This is a genomic window from Martelella lutilitoris, from assembly GCF_016598595.1.
Lineage (GTDB): Bacteria > Pseudomonadota > Alphaproteobacteria > Rhizobiales > Rhizobiaceae > Martelella > Martelella lutilitoris_A.
This window is the reverse complement of record NZ_CP066786.1, coordinates 3,947,292-3,966,437: the sequence shown is the minus strand read 5'-3', so window position 1 is coordinate 3,966,437 and position 19,146 is coordinate 3,947,292. Positions and strand designations below refer to the sequence as shown.

Genomic DNA, 19,146 nt, shown 5'->3' with positions numbered 1-19,146 from the left:
AAACCGTGTCAACCTTGGCATTGCGATGGATCGGCCGCAAGGGCCGAAAGGCAGGGTCTCCCCATCCGGCGGAGGCCGGTGCCGGAACGGCAATCAAGATTGCCATCTGTTCCTAACGGGAGGACAAGACTGATGAAATCGATATTTCTAGCAGGCGTCGCCGCCTTCACCCTCGCTGCGACCGCCGCATCGGCGCAAACCGTCGGCTTTTCGCAGATCGGCTCGGAATCGGGCTGGCGCGCAGCCGAGACGACGCTGACCAAACAGCAGGCCGAAGAGCGCGGCATTGACCTGAAATTCTCCGATGCCCAGCAGAAACAGGAAAACCAGATCGCCGCGATCCGCGCCTTTGTCGCGCAGGGCGTCGATGCCATCCTGCTCGCCCCGGTCGTCGCAACGGGCTGGGATTCGGCGTTGGAAGAGGCCAAGGATGCCGATATTCCGGTGGTCCTGCTTGACCGCCAGGTCGACAGTTCCGACGATCTCTACCTGACGGCGGTCGGCTCCAACCTCGTGCATGAGGGCGAAGTAGCCGGCCAGTGGCTGGTGGATACGGTGGGCGACCAGCCCTGCCGCGTTGTCGAGTTGCAGGGCACGACCGGTTCGTCGCCGGCCATCGACCGCGCCACCGGCTTCCGCAATGCGCTGGAAGGCCATGACAATCTCGAGATCGTCCGCAGCCAGACCGGCGACTTCACCCGCTCGCAGGGCAAGGAAGTCATGGAAAGCTTCCTGCAGGCCGAAAACGGCGGCGCGGACATCTGCGCGCTCTATGCCCATAATGACGACATGGCCGTCGGCGCCATCCAGGCGATCAAGGAAGCCGGGCTCAACCCCGGCGACGACATCCTGATCGTCGCGATTGACGCCGTGCCGGACTATTTCAAGGCCATGGCCGAGGGCGATGCGAACGCCACGGTGGAACTGACGCCGAACATGGCGGGTCCGGCCTTCGACGCGCTGGAAGCCTACTGGGCCGACGGCACCATGCCGCCGAAATTCATCCAGACGGAATCCAGGCTCTATACCCAGGCCGACGATCCGCAGGGCGAATACGAGCGCCGCAAGGGCCTCGGCTACTAAGTCCGCTTCCTCCCGGGTGCGGTCGGGACTTAAGGGTCCCGGCCGCCTCGGTTCCTGATCATGGCGCCGCGCGATCGATCCAAGGTGCTGGGAAATGCTTCTGACAATCAAAAACCTCACAAAGACCTTTGTCGGCATGAAGGCGCTCGATGACGTTTCCTTCGAGCTTGAAGCCGGCGAGGTTCACGCCCTTCTCGGCGAAAACGGCGCCGGCAAATCGACCCTCATCAAATGCCTGACCGGGGCCTATAGCCGCGATTCGGGCATCATCACGCTGAACGGCGAGACCATCTCGCCGCGCTCGACACTGGAAGCGCAGGATCTCGGCATCGGCACGGTCTATCAGGAGGTCAACCTTCTGCCGAACCTCACCGTTGCCCAGAACCTTGTCTTCGGGCGCGAAAAACGCCGCTTCGGCATTATCGACGGGCGCGCAATGCGCCGCGATGCGGAGGCGATGCTGGAAGGCTACGGCCTCGATATCGACGTCAATCGCGACCTCGGCAGCTATTCCGTCGCCGTCCAGCAGATCGTCGCCATTGCCCGCGCGGTGGCGCTGTCCGGCAAGGTGCTGATCCTCGACGAGCCGACCGCAAGTCTCGATACGCGCGAGGTCGAAATGCTGTTCGAGGTCGTCCGGCAATTGCGCGACAAGGGACTCGGCATCATCTTTGTTTCGCACTTCCTCGACCAGGTGTTCGAACTGACAGACCGGCTGACGGTGCTGAGGAACGGCTGCAAGATCACCACGGAAAAGACCGCCGAACTCGACCGGGTGCGGCTGATTTCCCATATGCTCGGCCGCGAGCTGGACGAGGCGGAAGAGACCGGCGCCCGGCGCGATACGGCGGGACGCGTCGGCGAAAAACCGCTCCTCAGCTTCAAGGGCGTCGGACGGAAGAATTATGTCGAACCCTTTGACCTCGAGGTACACAAGGGCGAAGTCATCGGCCTTGCCGGCCTTCTGGGCTCGGGTCGCACGGAGACTGCGGAGCTTGTCTTCGGCGTGCGCACAGCCCAATCGGGAACGGTCTCGGATGAGAGCGGCAAAATCGCGATCGGCAGCCCGCGCGATGCGATCGCCGCGGGCTTCGGCTTTGCCCCGGAAGACCGGAAGACAGATGGCATCATTGCCGATCTTTCGGTGCGCGAGAACATCGCGCTGGCGCTTCAGGCGCGGCGCGGCTGGGCGCGGCCGATCAGTCGGGGCGAACAGGCGCGGCTTGCCGCCGACTATATCGAAAAACTCGATATCCGCACCTCGAGCGCGGAAAAGCCGGTCGGCGAACTGTCGGGCGGCAACCAGCAGAAGGTGGTGCTTGCCCGTTGGCTGGCGATGAACCCGCGCTTCCTCATTCTTGATGAACCGACGCGCGGCATCGATGTCGGTGCGCATGCCGAAATCCTTCATCTCATTCACCAGATCACGGCGGAAGGCATGTCGATCCTGATCATCTCCTCCGAACTCGACGAGCTGATCGCGGTCTCCGACCGGGTCATCGTCGTGCGCGACCGCCGCCATGTGGCTGAACTGACCGGCGCGGACATCGCGACGGAGAACATCGTCAAGGCAATTGCCAGTTCGGCAGCCGAGAGAAGGGAGGCGGTCTGATGCCAGGCGGTCTGAAGCGGGTTATTCCGCAACTTGTCACGCTCGTCTTTCTCGTGGCGCTGGTCAGCCTTTTCTTCCCGACCTTCCTGCAGGTCGAGTATTCCGGCGGCCGCTTTGTCGGGCCGGTGATCGATGTTCTGAAACGGGGTGCGCCCGTGGCCCTGCTGGCGATCGGCATGACGCTCGTGGTCGCGACGCGCGGGATCGACCTTTCGGTCGGCACCGTGATCGCGATTTCGGGCGCGGTCGGCGCGGCGACGATCGCAAGCGGTTACGGTCTCGTGCCGGCGCTTGTCACGGCGATCGCCGCAGGGCTTGCCGCAGGACTGTTCAACGGCATTCTGGTCGCCTTCATCGGCATTCAGCCGATTGTCGCGACGCTGATACTGATGATTTCCGGGCGAGGTATCGCGCAGTTGATCACCGAGGGGCGGATCCTGACCTTCAATCTGCCGAGCTTTGCCTTTCTCGGCTCCGGCCAGGTGCTCGGCATCCCGGTTCCGGTGTGGATTTGGGTGCTGACGGCGGCCTTCGTTATCCTTCTCGTTCGCCGGACAGCGCTCGGGCTACTGATCGAATCGATCGGCGTCAACCGGCGGGCAAGCGCGCTAGCCGGCGTCAATGCGCGGGTTCTGCTGATCGCCGTCTACATGGCATCGGGGTTCTGCGCGGCGCTTGCCGGCATCATCATCACGGCGGATATTCGCGGCGCGGACGCCAACAATGCCGGGCTCTGGCTGGAGCTTGACGCGGTGCTGGCAACCGTTATCGGCGGCAATTCGCTGCTTGGCGGGCGGTTCTCGATCTCGGCCGCCGTCATCGGCGCGATGATCATCCAGACGATCGACACCGGCATTCTGCTGGCGGGTTTCCCGTCGGAATACAATCTGGTGATCAAGGCGGTTCTGGTCGTCATCATCCTGGTGCTGCAATCGCCCAACATCGCCGGCGACCTGAAGTTTTTGAAACAGAACCTGTTTGCGGGGCGCGCCAAGCCCGAAGCCCGGCAGGAGGCAGGCAAATGAAAAATCCGCGTCTCTATCCCCTGTTTGCCACCATCGCCATTTTCATCGTGGCCTATGCGATCTGCTACATCCAGTTTCCGTTCATGCTGTCGACCCGGGTGGCGGGTAATCTTCTAACCGATAACGCCTATCTCGGCATCGTCGCCGTCGGCATGACGGTGGTGATCCTGTCGGGCGGGATCGATCTTTCGGTCGGCTCGGTGATCGCTTTTTCCGGCGTGTTCATCGCCGTGCTCCTGCGCGATACAGGGCTTCACCCGCTCGTCGTCTTTGCCCTGCTTCTGGCGGTCACGACGGCCTTCGGCGCGGCTATGGGCTGGCTGATCTACACGCTCGGCATGCCGGCTTTCATCGTGACGCTGGCCGGCATGTTCCTGGCGCGCGGCGTCGCCTACATGCTGACGATCGATTCCGTGCCGATCGACAACCCTTTCTTTGACATGCTGCAGGGAGCCTATTGGCTGATGCCGGGCAAGGGGCGGCTGACGCTGATCGGCATTGTCATGCTGATCGCCTTCGTTATCGGCCATTTCGTCGCCCACAAGACCCGTTTCGGCGCCAATGTCTTCGCCATCGGCGGCGGCCAGCAGACGGCAGCGCTGATGGGCTCCAAGATCGGCCAGACGACGGTGCTGATCTATGCCTTCTCCGGCTTCATGGCCGGCCTTTCCGGCATCGTCTTCGCCATCTATACCGGGTCCGGCTATCCGTTGGCGACGGTGGGCACCGAGCTGACGGCGATTGCGACCGTGGTCATCGGCGGCACGCTTCTGACCGGCGGCGCGGGATATGTCTTCGGCACGCTGTTCGGCGTGTTGACCATGGGCCTGATCCAGACCTACATCGTTTTCGATGGCACGCTTTCCAGCTGGTGGACCAAGATCGCGATCGGCATCCTGCTTCTGCTCTTCATCGTGCTGCAGAAGGGGCTTCTGAAGCTGACTGTCGAACGCACTGCGGCACCCTGACCCTGCAAGAGAAGGTTGCCGGCGCGGACAAGGCGGCGCCGGCAACACAATGAGACAATAAGAACGAGGCACACAATGTTCTCCATCGGAATCGATTACGGAACCAATTCGGTTCGCGCGCTCGTTGTGGGCTGCGACGACGGTTTTGAATACGGAACCCATGTCTACAACTACCCAAGCGGCGACCAGGGCGTTCTGCTGGACCCGTCCGATCCGCTGCTCGCGCGCCAGAGCCCGGCGGACTATCTGAAAGGGCTCGAGGAAAGCGTGCGCGGCGCGCTCGCCGAAGCGGCGAAGCATGAGGCCTTCGACGCGGCGAAGGTGATCGGGATCGGTGTGGATTCGACCGGCTCCAGCCCGCTTCCGGTCGACGAGAAAAACGGCGCGCTGGCGATGGACCCGCGTTTCACCGACAATCTCAACGCCCATTGCTGGCTGTGGAAAGACCATACGAGCTGGCGCGAGGCGGAGAAGATCACCGCGCTCGGCAAGGCCGAGCGGCCGCACTACCTCGCCATGGTCGGCGACACCTATTCCTCGGAATGGTGGTGGTCGAAAATCTGGCACTGCCTCAATGTCGACCGGGCCGTCTTTGATGCGGCGGCCTCCTGGGTCGAGCTCGCCGACTGGATTCCTTCCGTGCTTGCCGGCGTCAAGGCGCCGGCCGATATCAAACGTGGCGTGTGCGCCGCCGGCCACAAGGGGCTCTACAACCCCAAATGGGGCGGTCTGCCGGACAAGGAATTTCTCGGCAAGCTCGATCCGGCCATCGCCGACCTGCGCGACCGGCTCTATGACACAGCGCAGGATATCTCTGTGCCTGCCGGCACGCTCTGCCCTGAATGGGCGGAAAAGCTCGGCCTGCCGGAAGGCATCGCCATTGCCACCGGTGCCTTCGACAACCATCTGGGTTCGATCGGCTGCGGCATCGAGGAGGGCATGCTGGTCAAGGTCATCGGCACCTCGACCTGCGACTGCGCGATCGTCGATCTCTCCAAATCCGACACGATCCCGGGCGTCTGCGGTATCGTCGAAGGCTCCATCCTGCCGGGCTTTTTCGGCATCGAGGCCGGACAGTCTGCCGTCGGCGACATCTTCAAGTGGTGGGTGGAGCGCGTCTGCCAGGGCGGGCCGGAACTGCACCGTGAATTGACGGAAGAAGCGACCGCGATGAAACCTGGCCAGAGCGGCCTTCTTGCGCTTGACTGGAACAATGGCAATCGCACGATCCTCGTCGATCAGCGGCTGACGGGTCTGATCCTCGGCCAGACGCTCTATTCGACCCGCGCGGAAATCTATCGCGCTCTTGTCGAGGCGACGGCGTTCGGCGCGCGCGCCATCGTCGAGCGGATGACGGATTTCGGCGTGCCGATCGACAAGGTCGTCTGCGCCGGAGGCATTGCCGAAAAGAACCCGATGCTGATGCAGATCTATGCCGATGTGATGAACCGCACCATGCTGGTCACGCGCTCGGCCCAGACCTGTGCGCTGGGCGCTGCCGTGGCCGCGGCCGCCGTTGGCGGATCGCATGAGAATATCGGCGAAACGACGCGCGCGATGACCGGGCTGAAGGACATCCGCTACGACCCCATTCCCGAAAACGTCGCGATCTACGAGGAGCTCTACGGGCTTTATCTCACGCTTCACGATGGTTTCGGCGGCATCACCCGCGACAGCGACATGTCGCAGGTGATGAAGGATTTGATCGAAATTCGGGACAAGGTGCGCGGCTGAGGCCGCCCCGTTCCGCCAATTGCAGAAGGATTAAGTAACATGATCGGCCTGAAGCCCCTCAAGATCTGGTTCGTGTGCGGCTCGCAGCACCTTTACGGACCCGAAGCGCTGGCGGAAGTCGACGCTCAGTTCAACGCCATTGCCGACGCGCTTTCCAAGGATGGCAATCTGCCGCTCGAGATCGTGCCGCAACCCGTCGTCAAAAGCCCGGCGGAAGCCGCCGAGCTTGCGGTGCGCGCCAATTCCGATCCCGAATGCGGCGGGCTTATTCTCTGGATGCACACATTCTCGCCGTCGAAAATGTGGATCCGCGGGCTCTCCATGCTCAACAAGCCCTTCCTGCATTTCCATACGCAATATGCCCGCGAGCTGCCGTGGGATACGATCGACATGGATTACATGAACCTCAACCAGTCGGCCCACGGCGACCGCGAGGCGGGCTTCATCCACACCCGCATGCGGCTTGGCCGCAAGGTGGTTTCCGGCCACTGGTCGGACCCGGATGTCCATGCCCGGATCGACGCCTGGATGCGCGCCGCGCGCGCCTGGGACGACTGGCAGGGCGGCCGCTTCTGCCGCTTCGGCGACAATATGCGCGAGGTTGCGGTGACCGAGGGCGACAAGGTGGCAGCCGAAATGAAGCTCGGTTTTTCCGTCAATGGCTACGGTATCATGGACCTGGTCGACGTGATGAACACGCTTGCCGACGATGACGTCGCAGCGCTTGCCGCCGAATACGAGAACCAGTATGATGTCGTCGATGTGCTGAGACGAGGCGGCGCGCGCCACGACGCGCTGCTGAACGCCGCGCGCCAGGAGCTCGGCCTCAAGGCCTTCATGGAGGCCGGCGGCTTCAAGGGCTTCACCGACACGTTCGAGGACCTGCACGGCATGGAAACGCTGCCGGGCATGGCAACCCAGCGGATGATGGCGGCGGGCTACGGCTTTGCCGGCGAGGGCGACTGGAAGACGGTGGCGCTGGTCAGGGCGCTGAAGGTGATGGGCCACGGCATGAGCGGGGCGACCTCGTTCATGGAGGACTATACCTATCACATGGCGCCGGGCCACGAGCAGGTGCTCGGCTCGCATATGCTGGAAGTCTGCCCGACGATAGCCGATGGCAAGCCGAAGGTGGAGATCCACCCGCTCGGCATCGGCGGCAAGGCAGATCCGGTGCGCATGGTTTTCAACGCGAAGCTCGGTCCGGCGCTGAATGCCTCGCTGATGGATATGGGCAACCGTTTCCGCCTGCTGGTCAACGAAGTGACGTCGGTGCCGCATCCCGATCTGCCAAACCTGCCGGTTGCGCGCGCGGTGTGGGAATGCAAGCCTGACTTCAAGACCGCGCTCTCGGCGTGGATCCTTGCCGGCGGCGCCCATCACACCGCCTACAGCAATGACGTGACGACGGAGATGCTGGACGATTTCGCCACCATGGCGGGGATCGAACTTGCGGTCATCGACGGCGATACCAAGCTCGATCGCTTCAAGCAGGATCTCCGCAACAACGAGATCTACTGGCATCTCGGTCTCGGCATCAAGGCCTGAGAAAGGGGTAAGCAATGTATACGGAAATCCGGCGCGAGGCTTACGAGGCCAACCTCGCGCTTCCACGCCACGGGCTGATCAACCTGACCTTCGGCAATGCAAGTGCGGCTGATCGCGACAAGGGCGTTTTCGCCATCAAGCCCTCCGGCGTCGATTATGACGATCTGTCACCGGAAAACATGGTGATTGTCGATTTCGACGGAAAGATCGTGGAGGGCAACATGCGGCCCTCCTCCGACACGCCGACGCATCGCTGCCTGCTGCTCGCCTTCGAGGGCATCGGCGGCGTGGTCCACACCCATTCGACCAAGGCGACGGCCTTCGCCCAGGCCGGCAAGCCGATCCCCAATTTCGGCACCACCCATGCCGATTATTTCTACGGCGAAATTCCGGTGACGCGGAAGATGACGCCGGAGGAAATCGCGTCGGCTTACGAGTGGAAAACCGGCAATGTCATCCTCGAACGGTTCAAGGGCCTGAACCCGCTCGATTTTCCGGGCGTGCTCGTCAACCGCCACGCACCCTTCACCTGGGGCAAATCAGTGGCCAAGGCCGTTGAGGTTGCCGTCGCGGTGGAATGCATCGCTGAAATGGCGCTGATGTCGATGCAGCTCAATCCGGGCCTGCAGGCGATCGAACAGGAACTGCTCGACAAGCATTTCCTGCGCAAGCACGGCGCTACAGCCTATTACGGGCAGCCGGAATAGGCGGGACATTCCGGGGCCATTCGGGCGTGTCTGGCGGAGTGTCGGTTGCGACGCCGTATATCATGTTGAACTGAAGCAAGCCTCACCCTAGTGTTAGGGTCACCGGATCGGGCCGCGGGCCCGGCCGGTTGTCATCCAAGAGAGGTCTGCTCCGCCGATGAAATCGCTGCGCCGTCTGTTCACTTCGCCGAAGCCGAAATCCGCACCGCGCCCGGAGCCGGCGCCGACCTTTCGCGGCGGCCTGCCGAAGCCGGACCGCGCCTTTGTCGCGATCGGCGACATTCATGGCTGTGCCGAGAACCTGGAGCGGCTTTGGGAAAAGCTCGATCGGACAGTGCCCGATCTGCCCCTGGTGCATGTCGGCGATTATGTCGATCGCGGAGATCATTCGGCGAAGGTTCTGGACATGCTGTTCGCCCGGCAAAAGGAACGTGCCGATGTCATCTGCCTCAAGGGCAATCACGAGGAGATGTTTCTCGAGTTTCTCGACGACCCTTTGCAGAATGGCGAGCGCTGGCTGCGTTATGGCGGCCTGCAGACCGTCGCCAGTTTCGGGCCGACCGGGGACGCCTACGGCAGGAAAGACATCCCGCGCCTGCGCGATGCGGTGATTGAACGGCTCGGAGAGGAGCGGCTCGACTGGCTGAAGGAGATGCCGCTTGTCTGGACGAGCGGCAACATGGCCGTGGTCCATGCCGGCGCCGATCCGCGCAAGCCGCTTGACGAGCAGTCTTCCCGAAACCTCACATGGGGGCATCAGGCCTTCGGCCAGCTGCCGCGCCGTGACGGGAAGTGGATCGTTCACGGCCACACGATCGTTCAGGTGCCGCAGATGGCCAATGGCGTGATCTCCATCGACACCGGCGCCTATGCCACCGATCGCCTGACGGCGGCCATCATCAGGCCGGATCGCGAGGTTGAGTTCCTCCAGGCCACATCGGGCAAGCCTGCCCGCTGAGCCGTCTGAATCCTGTCATGATACAATTGACGAGACCGCGAGCCGCCTGGTCCTGCTGATACCGGCGCCGTGGGTCGTTTGCACAAAAGAAAACGCCCACCGGGGGAGGAGGATCCGGTGGGCGTCATCATGGTGACCAGCGATTGGGAGGAGGAGGATCGCCGGTCCAGATCGAAGCGCGCTGGGAGGAGGAGGGCGCGGCTCCGAAAACTTTTCCGCGGCCCGCTCAGGCGGGCCGGGTCAATTCCTTAGAACGCGGCCTTGCGGGCAACGCGGCGGATATCTTCGCGATTGATGCCGAGGTCGTGCAGTTCGCGGTTGCTCATGCGGCCAAGCTCGGTCACGGTCTCGCGGTATTTGAGCCAGTTGTTGAACGAACGGGTCATGCTCATTTCCGGTCTCCTGTGTTGGCTTCGTCTTCGCTGTTGTTGATCCCTATATACGCGGTGGCTTTGCAATGAGGCAGTGGGGCAAAAGCAATGCCCCTATGCAAAAAATGCAAGGCTCGTTTTGTATGCCTTAAATGTGGGCAGATGGCGGGCGAGGGCGTCGCGCCGGTCGTTCGCCGAAGGCGGCCGCGGCTGCAAGAGAAAGCACGATGCGTGGTTTCAACAGGTTAGCGTCCTTTGTGCGTTCGAATGGACGCAGGGCGCACTAACGGCCGAATCCCGGGACGAAGAGCGAGCCGACCGCGATCGTCCCGTCGATGATCCTGAGGCCGATCTGGCTGTTCTGCTTCGTATAGATGTCCGGATGGGCGGCAAGAAGACGCGCCTTCTGCAGATCGTCGCATCCCTGCATTCCGCCTGCGAAATGATGGCCGTTACGCTCGACATCGGCGAGGCCCAGGGTGGCCGCCACCAGGGTGTCCTGCTGCCAGCAGAGGCCAGGCTGGCATGTCAGGTCTTCCGCCGAAATGAAGACCCGTCTGCCCTCGGCGCGGGCTGCCTGCACGCGGCAGAAGTTGAGAAGCGCGCGCAGAACGCCCTTGCAGGATTTGATCGATGTTCCCGACCAGCCGCGTTCCAGCGCGCTCGCAAAGGCCCCATCATGATCGTCGCTTTCATCGATGATCAGCGGGAAACGTCCGATCTCCGGCGTGATGTCCTGTGCAAGCGCTTCCTCCCGGTCGAAAGGCTGTTCGATGAAGGCAATCGCCTCGCGGAAGGAAGACAGCGCCTCGTCGGCAACAAGCCGGTCGAGAAAGCCGGCGAACCGCGCAGCGGAGTATTGTTCGTTGGCATCAAGCGTCACGCGCAAACCGTCCATGGCGCCCACGATCCGGGCAATCGCCGAAAGCCTGTCGATATCGGCGTCCGGGTCGCCCTTGAGCTTGATCTTGAAGGCGCGGATGCCGGTGGCGCGGATGATCGCTTCAAGACTGACCGGACGGCTGTCTTCGGGCATGTCCGTGGTCACCGCCTCCGCCGTCAAAGGAGCGTCGAAACCGATGGTCTGGCGCGGCGTGATCGCCGGCAGCGGGGCGATGCGGGCGAGCGTCGCTGTGATTGTCTGCGGCGCGATATCGGGCGCCGTCATGGCCGCCACGCCGAAGAGATCGGCCCGTGCAGCCTGGGTGAAGTTCAGGCCGAAGGCAAAGCACAGCGCGTCGATCAACGCCATTTCGACAAGGGCGGGGCCGAAATGGGCGGCAAGGCGCGGCGTGCCGGCGGGCATCGCCGCTTCAGTGCCGGCGCGCAGGCGGGTTGTCGCTTCGCCGATCGTTTCCCCTGAAATGGTCTCGGCCAGCCGGCAGGCAATCTCCAGCGACAGGCGCAGATCCGCGACTGTCTCGTCATTGCTGCGGACGGCGCGCTTGTCGAACCAGCGTGGCACGAGAAGCTGGGCGGAGCGCCCTTCCGCCCGTTTGCCGCCGACGGTGATCGTCAGCGAGACAACGCCCTCTTCCGTCTCGGTGACGACGCTATTGCCGAAATGAAATGGCAGGCGGAAGCGGACCCGCCGCGTGGCGAAAGAGACGGCGTTGACCTCAAGCCGCGGCGCGTCCGTCATCCGCCTCTCCCGAGCGCGCCATGACGGGCTTTGGCGAACGGTGCGCTGGCCCTAGCTGTGGCGACGGCAAGAGGCTTCATGCCTCCTCCCCTTTTTGCCTCAGCCAGCCGACCACGGCCTCGGTGGCGCGTCTGGCGTGAGCGTTGAGTCCCTGCTCGCTGGTGTCGAAACCGAAGACCTCGGCAAGCGTGAAACGGTTGGACACCGGAAAATAGCAGAGCGAGGCGATCATGATATAGACCTCGAGCGGCTTGGCGCGGCGCTTGAAGACGCCGTCCTCCCAACCGCGCTCGAGCACGTCCGAAAGCTTGACCAGAAGCTTCGACTGGATTTCGCGCCGGTCTCCGATGGCACTGACGGAAGAGCCGTGCCGCAGGTTCTCTGTGTTCAGCATGGTGATGAACCAGGGTCGGGTGCGGAAATGGGTCATTGTGAACATCACGAGCGCGGCGACCGCCTCTTCCGGCGAAAGCGCGTCGAGGGCGAGTTTTTCCTCGCCGGCGCGGATCTGCACATAGGCCTCCCGCAGCGCCGCCTTGTAGAGCTCGTCCTTGTCGCCGAAATAGTCGTAGAGCAGCGGCTTCGAAAGCCCCGCCTCGGCGGCGATCCGGTCGACGCGCGCGCCGTCATAGCCGACGGACGAAAATTCATCGAGCGCGGCCTGGAGGATTGCGGCGCGCGAGGCCTCCGCGTCGCGCACGCCCCGCCTTGCCCTTGTTATCGTCGTCTTGCCGCTTCTCGCCACCGCGTTTCTCCCTAATCCGCGCCGTTGCCTGTCTCTTCACTGTTAGCACTGCCGCCTCTGCGTTTGAACTGCAGAAGACGACGGACCGGCGGGATAGAAAGCAGGATGATAAGAGCGATCACGATCGCAAAGCCCGCCGAGACCGGTCGTGTGAAGAAGGCTGTGATATCGCCGTTCGACAGAATGAGGCCGCGTCTCAGGCTCTTGTCGAGCAGGCTGCCGAGAATGATGCCGAGCACGAGCGGGGCCATCGGATAGTTCAGCCTGCGCAGCACATAGCCGACGACGCCGAAGAAGAACATGACCCAGATATCGAAAATCCGCTGGGTCAACGCATAGGGCCCGATGACGCAGAGGCAGAAAACCAGGGGCATCAGGATGGTGCGAGGCACTTTCAGAACGCGGACGAAGACCGGCGTCAGCGCCATGCCGAAAACGCCCATGGCAATCGTCGCGAAGATCAGCATCACGGCAATGGTGTAGATCATTTCCGGCTGGTCGAACATGATCATCGGGCCGGGGCGCACCCCATGCAGGAAGAGTGCCGCAATCAGCACGGCGGCGGAAGCCGAGCCCGGGACGCCAAGCGTCAGCGTCGGAATCAAAGAGCCCGGCACCACGGCGGAATTGCCTGTTTCGGCGGCGATCAGACCCTCCTGACTGCCCTTGCCGAATTCCGCGCGCTCCTTCGAATGGCGCTTGGCGGCGGCGTAGGAACCCCAGGCGCCGATATCCTCGCCCACGCCGGGAATGATGCCGACCAGGGTGCCGATCACGCCGCTTTCGAAGACGGTGCGCTTGTAGCGCCACACGCTTTTCAGCAGGTCTCGGATCGGGGCGGGGACGGATTTCTTCTCCACCATCTGGGCGGCCGGCAGCGTCATGGCGAACAGAACCTCGGCAAAGCCGAAAGCGCCGACCATCGCCGGAATCAGGTCGATGCCGCCATTCATCTGCTGGATGTCAAAATTGAAACGGACGTATGAATGAATGCCTTCCGAGCCGATCATCGCCACCGAAAGCCCGATGAGGCCGGCCATATACCCTTTCAGCGGCTCGCCGGAATGCGTGAGCTGGCCGGAAATGACGATGCCGAACAGCGCCAGCCAGAAGAATTCATAGGAACCGAAGCCGAAGGCGGCTTCCGCCAGGGGCGGCGCAATCGCGATCAGCATGACAATGCCGACCAGCGTGCCGAGCATGGAGCCGAGCGTCGCGATCGCCATGGCAAGCGCGCCCTTGCCCTGGCGCACCAGCGGAAACCCGTCGAGCGCGGTTGCGGCACTTGCCGGCGTTCCGGGAATATTGAGCAGGATGGCGCTGCGCGAGCCGCCGTAGATCGCGCCCACATACATGCAGATCAGCACCAGGATCGCCGCGTCGCGGTCGAGCGAATAGGTCAGCGTCGTCAGAAGCGCGACGCCCATGGTTGCCGTCAGGCCGGGCAGCGCGCCGACGAATATGCCGAGCAGCGTCGCCCAGACGACGTTGAACAGCATCATCGGCGTCGAGAGGTTGGCGAAAGCGGAGAGAAGCGCGTCGAAAACCGTGTTCATGGCAGTCGCACCAGAAAGAGATCCTCAAACAGATATGACAGCGCGCCCCCGAAGGCGACGGCGATGATCACGGCACGCGCGATCATAAACAACAGCGCCCTGCGCGGCATGGCGGAGGAAAATTCGAAGATGATGATGAAGCTCGCGACAAACAGGCTGCTTGCCGCCCAGAAATGGATGCGTCCGACCAGAAAAAGCGCATAGGCGGCGCAGATCGCGATAAGGCCCAGAAGCTTCAGCAACTCTGTGTGCGCAATGAAACCGGACACATGGGCGCCGTCATCATTGTCCCCCCGGCGCATCAAGCCCCAGAGCTGCAGCCCGGCCACAATCGTGATGGCGATGCCGAGGATCATCGGCAGCAGGCCGGGAATGCTGGCGGGGTGAATGCGTCGCATCTCCAGCCTATCCATGGTCAAACCGCCGACGAACTGGGCAATGCCGACCGCCAGAAGAATGACGGTCACGGTAAGGTCTACGGAACGTAACTTCAGCATGTCGTCCTCCGGGTTTCGGGGGGGGTGAGTGAGACGGCGGGCGCGAGGACGCCTTTAGTCCTTGCCCCGACCATATGTGCCGAGAGAAGAGGGCAGGGCCTGCCGGCCCTGCCGCAAGTTCCGGCCCCGGCGCCAGAGCATGTCCGCGTTTCCTTGCATCGCGGACATGCCCTAACCTTTTGTTTTTCCGCGCGTCCGGACGGAAAACCGGGTTTCACTTTTCCTGGACGGCCCTATTCGCAGGTGATGCCGAGTTCCGACGGGTCCTTGACGGCCTCGCCCCGCGATTTGAGCGCACAGGCTTCCGAGATCACCACCGGCATGGCGCGTTCGCGGGCCTGATCGCCATAACTCGGATTGAACATGGCGCCGCGTTCATTGGCGTATTTCTTCAGTGCCGGAGCGTTCATCACATGCTCTTCCCAAACCTGGTCGACGGTATCGTAGACCTCCTGAGGCGCGCCGGCGGGGATGAAGACGCCGAAATAATCGGGCGCGACATGCATGTCGAGCCAGTTGGTGACCGGTGGAACCGGCTCCAGGCCTTCGATCTCGAGCGGCGTGTCGGAAATGACGGCGAGTGGGCGCAGGCGGCCGGCCTTGATCATCTCCGTCTGCTCTACGGCAAGTTGCGTGGTCATGTCGACCTCGCCGGAGGCCGCTGCGATCACGGCCGGATTGCCGCCGTCATAGGTCACCATGCGTGCGGTCATGTCGCCGCCGGCGGCATCCCTGAGCGCTGCCAGCGCCATGCCGCCCGACGAGGTGACGCCGGCGGTGCCGACGGTCACATTGCCGGTTTTCATGGCTTCCAGCAGCTCGCCGAAATCCTTGTAGGGCGCGTCGGCGTTGACCGAGATCACCGGCGCATTGGCGACATGAAGATAGACCCGGTAATCATCGATACCGGATTCCTCCAGAAGGCCCGAGACCTGATAGGTCGCGTTGTTGGCGATCGCGTTCGCCGTCCAGGTATAGCCGTCGCGCGGTGCGTCAAGCGCCGCCTTGGTGCCGATCGATCCGGAGGCGCCGGGCTGGTTGACGACGACGACCTCGGTCCCGAGCGCTTCTTCCAGGATCGGCGCGACGACGCGGGTCACCTGGTCGGTGGAGCCGCCGGCCGACCACGGCACGATGATGTTGATCGGGCGGTCGGGCTCCCATGTCTGTGCGGTTGCCGCGCCTGAGGCGATAACGGCGAATGCGGCCGCGGAAACGGCCAGCTTCAAGAACGTGGTATGCATAGTCTCCTCCCTTGACGACCGGATGGTCGATTGAGTGCGCCCGGCTTGCTGCCGGGTGCGGCGAATGCGCAGTTTCCGGGCCACACCGCCGCCGGGAACTCCTCTTCCCTGAAAGCGCGGCGCGCAGCCACCTGCCTGCGCGGGCAGGCATGTTCCTCGTTCAGCAGTAAGCGGCGGCCCGCGCGATGATCGTCTCCAGCACCTCGTCGGGATCGCGCTTCCACCAGTTCTCCGCCGAGAAGATCTCGACCTCGTTGAGGCCGGCAAAGCCTTCCGCTTCGACAGCCTGTCTCAGATCGGGAATATCTATCACTCCGTCACCCATCATGCCCCGGTCGTTCAGCATGTCGGTGGTCGGCACCAGCCAGTCGCATAGATGAAAGGCCATGAGCCGGTCTTTGCCCGCGCGCGCGATTTGTGCCTTGACGTCCGGGTCCCACCAGATGTGATAGACGTCCGCGGCGACGCCGATGCCGTCGCCCAGCCGGTCGCAGATGTCGAGCGCCTGGGCCATGGTGTTCACGGCGGCGCGGTCTGCGGCATACATCGGATGAAGCGGCTCGATGGCGATCTTCACCCCGACGGTGCGGGCAAACTCAAGCGTTTTGCCGAGACCTTCCTCGATCATGGTCCGCGCGCCCTCAAGGTCGCGACTTCTGGGGGCAAGTCCGCCGACCACCATGACGAGGCAGACCGCCCCGATGGTTGCCGCCTCGTCCACGGCGCGGCGATTGTCGTCCAGCACGCTCTTCGTCAAGGCGCCTTCGGCCGTGAACCAGCCGCCGCGGCAGAGCCCGGAAACGGAAAGTCCGGCTTCGCGAAGCTGGCGCGCCGCTTTCTCCGCGCCGAGTGCCTGCAACTGGTCGCGCCATGGCGAAACGCCGCCCAGGCCGTGGCGCGCGGCCCCGTCGATCGCCTTGTCGAGCGCCCATTGCGGGCGCGTCGTGGCGGTGTTCAGAGAAAGCCGTTCGGGAGTAATCGTCTCCATGCGCTCAGGTCCCTATGCCATACGTTGCCATCACGCGGGCGGTACGCGTTGCCGCCATGTCGGCATCGGCGATCAGCCCGGCCTTGTCGGCAAGGCGCACGACGTCGGCCAGATGCTGCGCGGAACGGGCGCTCTGCTGGCCGCCGAGCATGGTGAAATGGTCCTGATGGCCCATCAGATAGGCCAGAAACACGACGCCGGTCTTGTAATAGCGCGTCGGCGCCTTGAAGATGTGGCGCGAGAGCGGCACGGTCGGCTCCATCACCGCGTTCCAGCGCTGCATGTCGCCCTTGGCAAGGGCTGCAAGACCGGTGGCGGCCACCGGCGCGATCGGATCGAAAATGCCGAGGAGCGCGTGGCTGTAGCCCTGGTCGTCACCGGCAATCAGTTCCGGGTAGTTGAAGTCGTCACCGGTATACATCTTCACGCCGTCCGGCAGCCGGCGACGCATGGCGATTTCCTTTTCGGCCGAAAGCAGCGAGATCTTGATGCCGTCGACCTTGTCGGCGTTGCCGGCGATTACCTGCAGGCAGGTGTCCATCGCCGTCATGTGGTCTGCGCTCGCCCAATAGCCTTCGAGCGCGGGATCGAACATTTCGCCGAGCCAGTGCAGAATGGCAGGCCTTCTGAGCCCCTGCAGGATGCGGCCATAGACGCGGGCATAGTCATCGGCGCTCTTGGCGACCCGGCAGAGTGCGCGGGACGCCATCAGGATCACCTGACCGCCGGTCGCCTCGACCGCTTCGCACTGCATTTCGTAAGCCGCGATCACGTCATCGATGGTCTTTGCGTCAGCCGGATCAAGATGGTCGGTGCCCGCGCCACAGGCGATCGAATGACCGCCGGCCTTTGCCTCTTTCACCGAGCGCTGGATCAGTTCCAGCGATGTCGGCCAGTCCATGCCCATGCCGCGCTGGGCCGTGTCCATGGCCTCGGCCACGCCGAAGCCGAGCGACCACAGATGGCGGCGGAAGGCGAGCGTCCTGTCCCAGTCGACATTGCAGTCGGACCAGGGATTGTTGTCGGCGAGCGGATCGACGACGACATGGGCAGCTGCAAAAACGGAACGGTTCCATTCGCCCTTGTCTGCGGCGACCGGCTTGCCGGAGAAGGTGAAGGTTTCGAGGCCGCCTGAAACGGTCGGAAGCTTGATAGCGGTCATGATCAGATCCCCAGATCTTCGATGTCAACCCAGCGGCGTTCGCGCGCGCTCTCGTAGCCGGCCTCGGCAAGCTGCACGCCCTTGGCGCCTTCGCTCAGCGTGTAGGCAAAGGGAGCGTCTTCAAGAACGTGGCGCAGGAATTGTTCCCACTGCACCTTGAAGCCGTTGTCGAACACGGTGTTGTCAGGCACTTCCTGCCAGTCATCGAAGAAGTTCATCTTCTGCGGCTCGTCCGGGTTCCAGACAGGTTTCGGCGTGTTGGCGCGGTGCTGGCTATAGCACTTGTGCAGGCCGGCGACGGCCGAGCCATGGGTGCCGTCGACCTGGAAGGTCACAAGGTCGTCGCGGCGCACTCTTGTGCACCAGCTCGAATTGATATGGGCAACGATATCGCCTTCGAGCATGAAGGTTGCATAGGCCGCGTCATCGGCGGTTGCCTCGTACGCCTTGCCGTCTTCATCATAGCGGGTCGGAATATGGGTCGCGGTGGTGCAGGACACGGATTTGACCGGCGCCACCACATTGTCGAGCACATAGCGCCAATGGCAGAGCATGTCGGAGACCATGCCGCCGCCATCTGCCGCGCGGTAGTTCCAGCTCGGGCGTTGCGCCGGCTGGTCCTCGCCGGTGAAGACCCAGTAGCCGAACTCGCCCTTCACCGAGAGGATCTTGCCGAAGAAGCCGTTGTCGCGCAGCCGCTTCAGCTTGAGAAGGCCCGGCAGGTCGAGCTTGTCATGGACGATCCCGTTCTTGACGCCCTTTTCCCTGGCGTAGCGGGCGATCGAGACGGCCTCCTCAAGGCCTTCGGAGACGGGCTTTTCGGAGTAGACGTGCTTGCCGGCATCAATCGCTTTCTTGAGCAATGTCGGGCGCAGCTTGGTTGAGGCCGCGTCAAAGAAGATGATGTTGTAGGGATCGGCAAGGGCCGCATCGAGATCGGTCGTGTAACGCTCAACGCTATGGCGCCTGGCCAGTTCCTCGATCTTGGCGGCGTTGCGGCCGACAATGATCGGGTCCGGCATCGCCCTGGAGCCGTCTTTCAGGCGCAGTCCGCCAGAATCGCGGATGGCCAGAACCGAACGGATCAAATGCTGGTTCATGCCCATGCGGCCGGTAACGCCGTGCATGATGATCCCGATACGATTGGTATCAGACATTTATTCTCCTCCCATCAACCTGTTTATTACCTACCAGTTAGTAATAAATCGGTCAAGGATGGACAAGATGGAAAATCAGGGTGCTGGATGGGAGGTGACTTCAGGGATCAGGCGATTGAAACGGGGCGTAAAAAGGCAATCGAAGGCCC

General features: G+C 63.0%; 17 protein-coding genes. 8 read left to right on the top strand and 9 right to left on the bottom strand.

Translation table 11 applies throughout. The annotated features are described in order from the left end of the window. Positions 1–132: 132 nt before the first annotated feature. The 8 genes from ytfQ to JET14_RS18750 all read left to right on the top strand — a co-directional run bounded on the left by ytfQ (position 133) and on the right by JET14_RS18750 (position 9,635). Complete coding sequence (gene ytfQ / locus JET14_RS18785) at positions 133–1,083, top strand: galactofuranose ABC transporter, galactofuranose-binding protein YtfQ (protein WP_200335537.1); 951 nt, start codon at positions 133–135, stop codon at positions 1,081–1,083. Positions 1,084–1,177: 94 nt separating this feature from the next. After that, entirely contained in the window at positions 1,178–2,695 is a 1,518-nt protein-coding gene (locus tag JET14_RS18780) for a sugar ABC transporter ATP-binding protein (RefSeq protein ID WP_200335535.1), read from the top strand. Beyond that, complete coding sequence (locus JET14_RS18775; RefSeq protein WP_200335534.1) at positions 2,695–3,720, top strand: ABC transporter permease; 1,026 nt, start codon at positions 2,695–2,697, stop codon at positions 3,718–3,720. The genes JET14_RS18780 and JET14_RS18775 overlap by 1 nt, the downstream gene beginning before the upstream one ends. Continuing rightward, the gene (gene yjfF, locus JET14_RS18770) at positions 3,717–4,688 is read left to right on the top strand and encodes a galactofuranose ABC transporter, permease protein YjfF (protein WP_200335533.1); all 972 of its coding nucleotides are present in this window, start codon (positions 3,717–3,719) and stop codon (positions 4,686–4,688) included. The genes JET14_RS18775 and yjfF overlap by 4 nt, the downstream gene beginning before the upstream one ends. A gap of 75 nt (positions 4,689–4,763) precedes the next feature. Next, complete coding sequence (locus tag JET14_RS18765) at positions 4,764–6,422, top strand: ribulokinase (protein WP_200335532.1); 1,659 nt, start codon at positions 4,764–4,766, stop codon at positions 6,420–6,422. A 39-nt stretch (positions 6,423–6,461) separates the two neighbouring features. After that, complete coding sequence (gene araA, locus JET14_RS18760) at positions 6,462–7,970, top strand: L-arabinose isomerase (RefSeq protein ID WP_200335531.1); 1,509 nt, start codon at positions 6,462–6,464, stop codon at positions 7,968–7,970. A gap of 14 nt (positions 7,971–7,984) precedes the next feature. After that, positions 7,985–8,677, top strand: coding sequence for an L-ribulose-5-phosphate 4-epimerase AraD (gene araD / locus JET14_RS18755; RefSeq protein ID WP_200335529.1), 693 nt, complete (start codon positions 7,985–7,987; stop codon positions 8,675–8,677). 157 nt (positions 8,678–8,834) lie between these two features. Further along, the gene (locus JET14_RS18750) at positions 8,835–9,635 is read left to right on the top strand and encodes a metallophosphoesterase family protein (RefSeq protein WP_200335527.1); all 801 of its coding nucleotides are present in this window, start codon (positions 8,835–8,837) and stop codon (positions 9,633–9,635) included. A gap of 248 nt (positions 9,636–9,883) precedes the next feature. Here the strand turns inward: JET14_RS18750 and JET14_RS18745 are convergent, their stop codons facing one another. From JET14_RS18745 to JET14_RS18705, 9 genes are all read right to left on the bottom strand, one after another. After that, complete coding sequence (locus JET14_RS18745) at positions 9,884–10,027, bottom strand: DUF1127 domain-containing protein (protein WP_081725895.1); 144 nt, start codon at positions 10,025–10,027, stop codon at positions 9,884–9,886. Between the two features lie 262 nt (positions 10,028–10,289). Further along, positions 10,290–11,648 carry an enolase C-terminal domain-like protein gene (locus tag JET14_RS18740; RefSeq protein WP_200335525.1) on the bottom strand — a complete coding sequence of 453 codons (1,359 nt, stop codon included), beginning with the start codon at positions 11,646–11,648 and terminating at the stop codon, positions 10,290–10,292. A gap of 76 nt (positions 11,649–11,724) precedes the next feature. Continuing rightward, a complete protein-coding gene (locus tag JET14_RS18735) occupies positions 11,725–12,393 on the bottom strand; it encodes a TetR/AcrR family transcriptional regulator (RefSeq protein ID WP_246750377.1) in 669 nt (222 codons plus the stop codon). Positions 12,394–12,404: 11 nt separating this feature from the next. Beyond that, a complete protein-coding gene (locus JET14_RS18730; protein WP_200335523.1) occupies positions 12,405–13,949 on the bottom strand; it encodes a tripartite tricarboxylate transporter permease in 1,545 nt (514 codons plus the stop codon). After that, on the bottom strand, positions 13,946–14,446 hold the full coding sequence (locus JET14_RS18725) for a tripartite tricarboxylate transporter TctB family protein (protein ID WP_200335521.1): 501 nt from the start codon (positions 14,444–14,446) through the stop codon (positions 13,946–13,948). The genes JET14_RS18730 and JET14_RS18725 overlap by 4 nt, the downstream gene beginning before the upstream one ends. A 233-nt stretch (positions 14,447–14,679) precedes the next feature. Continuing rightward, positions 14,680–15,690: a Bug family tripartite tricarboxylate transporter substrate binding protein gene (locus JET14_RS18720; protein ID WP_200335519.1), complete on the bottom strand. Its 1,011-nt coding sequence runs from the start codon at positions 15,688–15,690 to the stop codon at positions 14,680–14,682. Between the two features lie 160 nt (positions 15,691–15,850). Then, positions 15,851–16,678, bottom strand: a complete 828-nt coding sequence (locus JET14_RS18715; RefSeq protein ID WP_200335517.1) for a sugar phosphate isomerase/epimerase family protein — start codon at positions 16,676–16,678, stop codon at positions 15,851–15,853. 4 nt (positions 16,679–16,682) lie between these two features. Further along, on the bottom strand, positions 16,683–17,840 hold the full coding sequence (locus JET14_RS18710; protein ID WP_200335515.1) for a dihydrodipicolinate synthase family protein: 1,158 nt from the start codon (positions 17,838–17,840) through the stop codon (positions 16,683–16,685). A 2-nt stretch (positions 17,841–17,842) separates the two neighbouring features. Then, positions 17,843–18,997, bottom strand: coding sequence for a Gfo/Idh/MocA family protein (locus tag JET14_RS18705; protein ID WP_200335513.1), 1,155 nt, complete (start codon positions 18,995–18,997; stop codon positions 17,843–17,845). Positions 18,998–19,146: the final 149 nt, after the last annotated feature.

Excerpts from the sequence above, each read along its gene's own strand:
- ytfQ (WP_200335537.1), top strand. The coding sequence starts at position 133 with ATGAAATCGATATTTCTAGCAGGCGTCGCCGCCTTCACCCTCGCTGCG.
- JET14_RS18780 (WP_200335535.1), top strand. The coding sequence starts at position 1,178 with ATGCTTCTGACAATCAAAAACCTCACAAAGACCTTTGTCGGCATGAAG.
- JET14_RS18775 (WP_200335534.1), top strand. The coding sequence starts at position 2,695 with ATGCCAGGCGGTCTGAAGCGGGTTATTCCGCAACTTGTCACGCTCGTC.
- yjfF (WP_200335533.1), top strand. The coding sequence starts at position 3,717 with ATGAAAAATCCGCGTCTCTATCCCCTGTTTGCCACCATCGCCATTTTC.
- JET14_RS18765 (WP_200335532.1), top strand. The coding sequence starts at position 4,764 with ATGTTCTCCATCGGAATCGATTACGGAACCAATTCGGTTCGCGCGCTC.
- araA (WP_200335531.1), top strand. The coding sequence starts at position 6,462 with ATGATCGGCCTGAAGCCCCTCAAGATCTGGTTCGTGTGCGGCTCGCAG.
- araD (WP_200335529.1), top strand. The coding sequence starts at position 7,985 with ATGTATACGGAAATCCGGCGCGAGGCTTACGAGGCCAACCTCGCGCTT.
- JET14_RS18750 (WP_200335527.1), top strand. The coding sequence starts at position 8,835 with ATGAAATCGCTGCGCCGTCTGTTCACTTCGCCGAAGCCGAAATCCGCA.
- JET14_RS18745 (WP_081725895.1), bottom strand. The coding sequence starts at position 10,027 with ATGAGCATGACCCGTTCGTTCAACAACTGGCTCAAATACCGCGAGACC.
- JET14_RS18740 (WP_200335525.1), bottom strand. The coding sequence starts at position 11,648 with ATGACGGACGCGCCGCGGCTTGAGGTCAACGCCGTCTCTTTCGCCACG.
- JET14_RS18730 (WP_200335523.1), bottom strand. The coding sequence starts at position 13,949 with ATGAACACGGTTTTCGACGCGCTTCTCTCCGCTTTCGCCAACCTCTCG.
- JET14_RS18725 (WP_200335521.1), bottom strand. The coding sequence starts at position 14,446 with ATGCTGAAGTTACGTTCCGTAGACCTTACCGTGACCGTCATTCTTCTG.
- JET14_RS18720 (WP_200335519.1), bottom strand. The coding sequence starts at position 15,690 with ATGCATACCACGTTCTTGAAGCTGGCCGTTTCCGCGGCCGCATTCGCC.
- JET14_RS18715 (WP_200335517.1), bottom strand. The coding sequence starts at position 16,678 with ATGGAGACGATTACTCCCGAACGGCTTTCTCTGAACACCGCCACGACG.
- JET14_RS18710 (WP_200335515.1), bottom strand. The coding sequence starts at position 17,840 with ATGACCGCTATCAAGCTTCCGACCGTTTCAGGCGGCCTCGAAACCTTC.
- JET14_RS18705 (WP_200335513.1), bottom strand. The coding sequence starts at position 18,997 with ATGTCTGATACCAATCGTATCGGGATCATCATGCACGGCGTTACCGGC.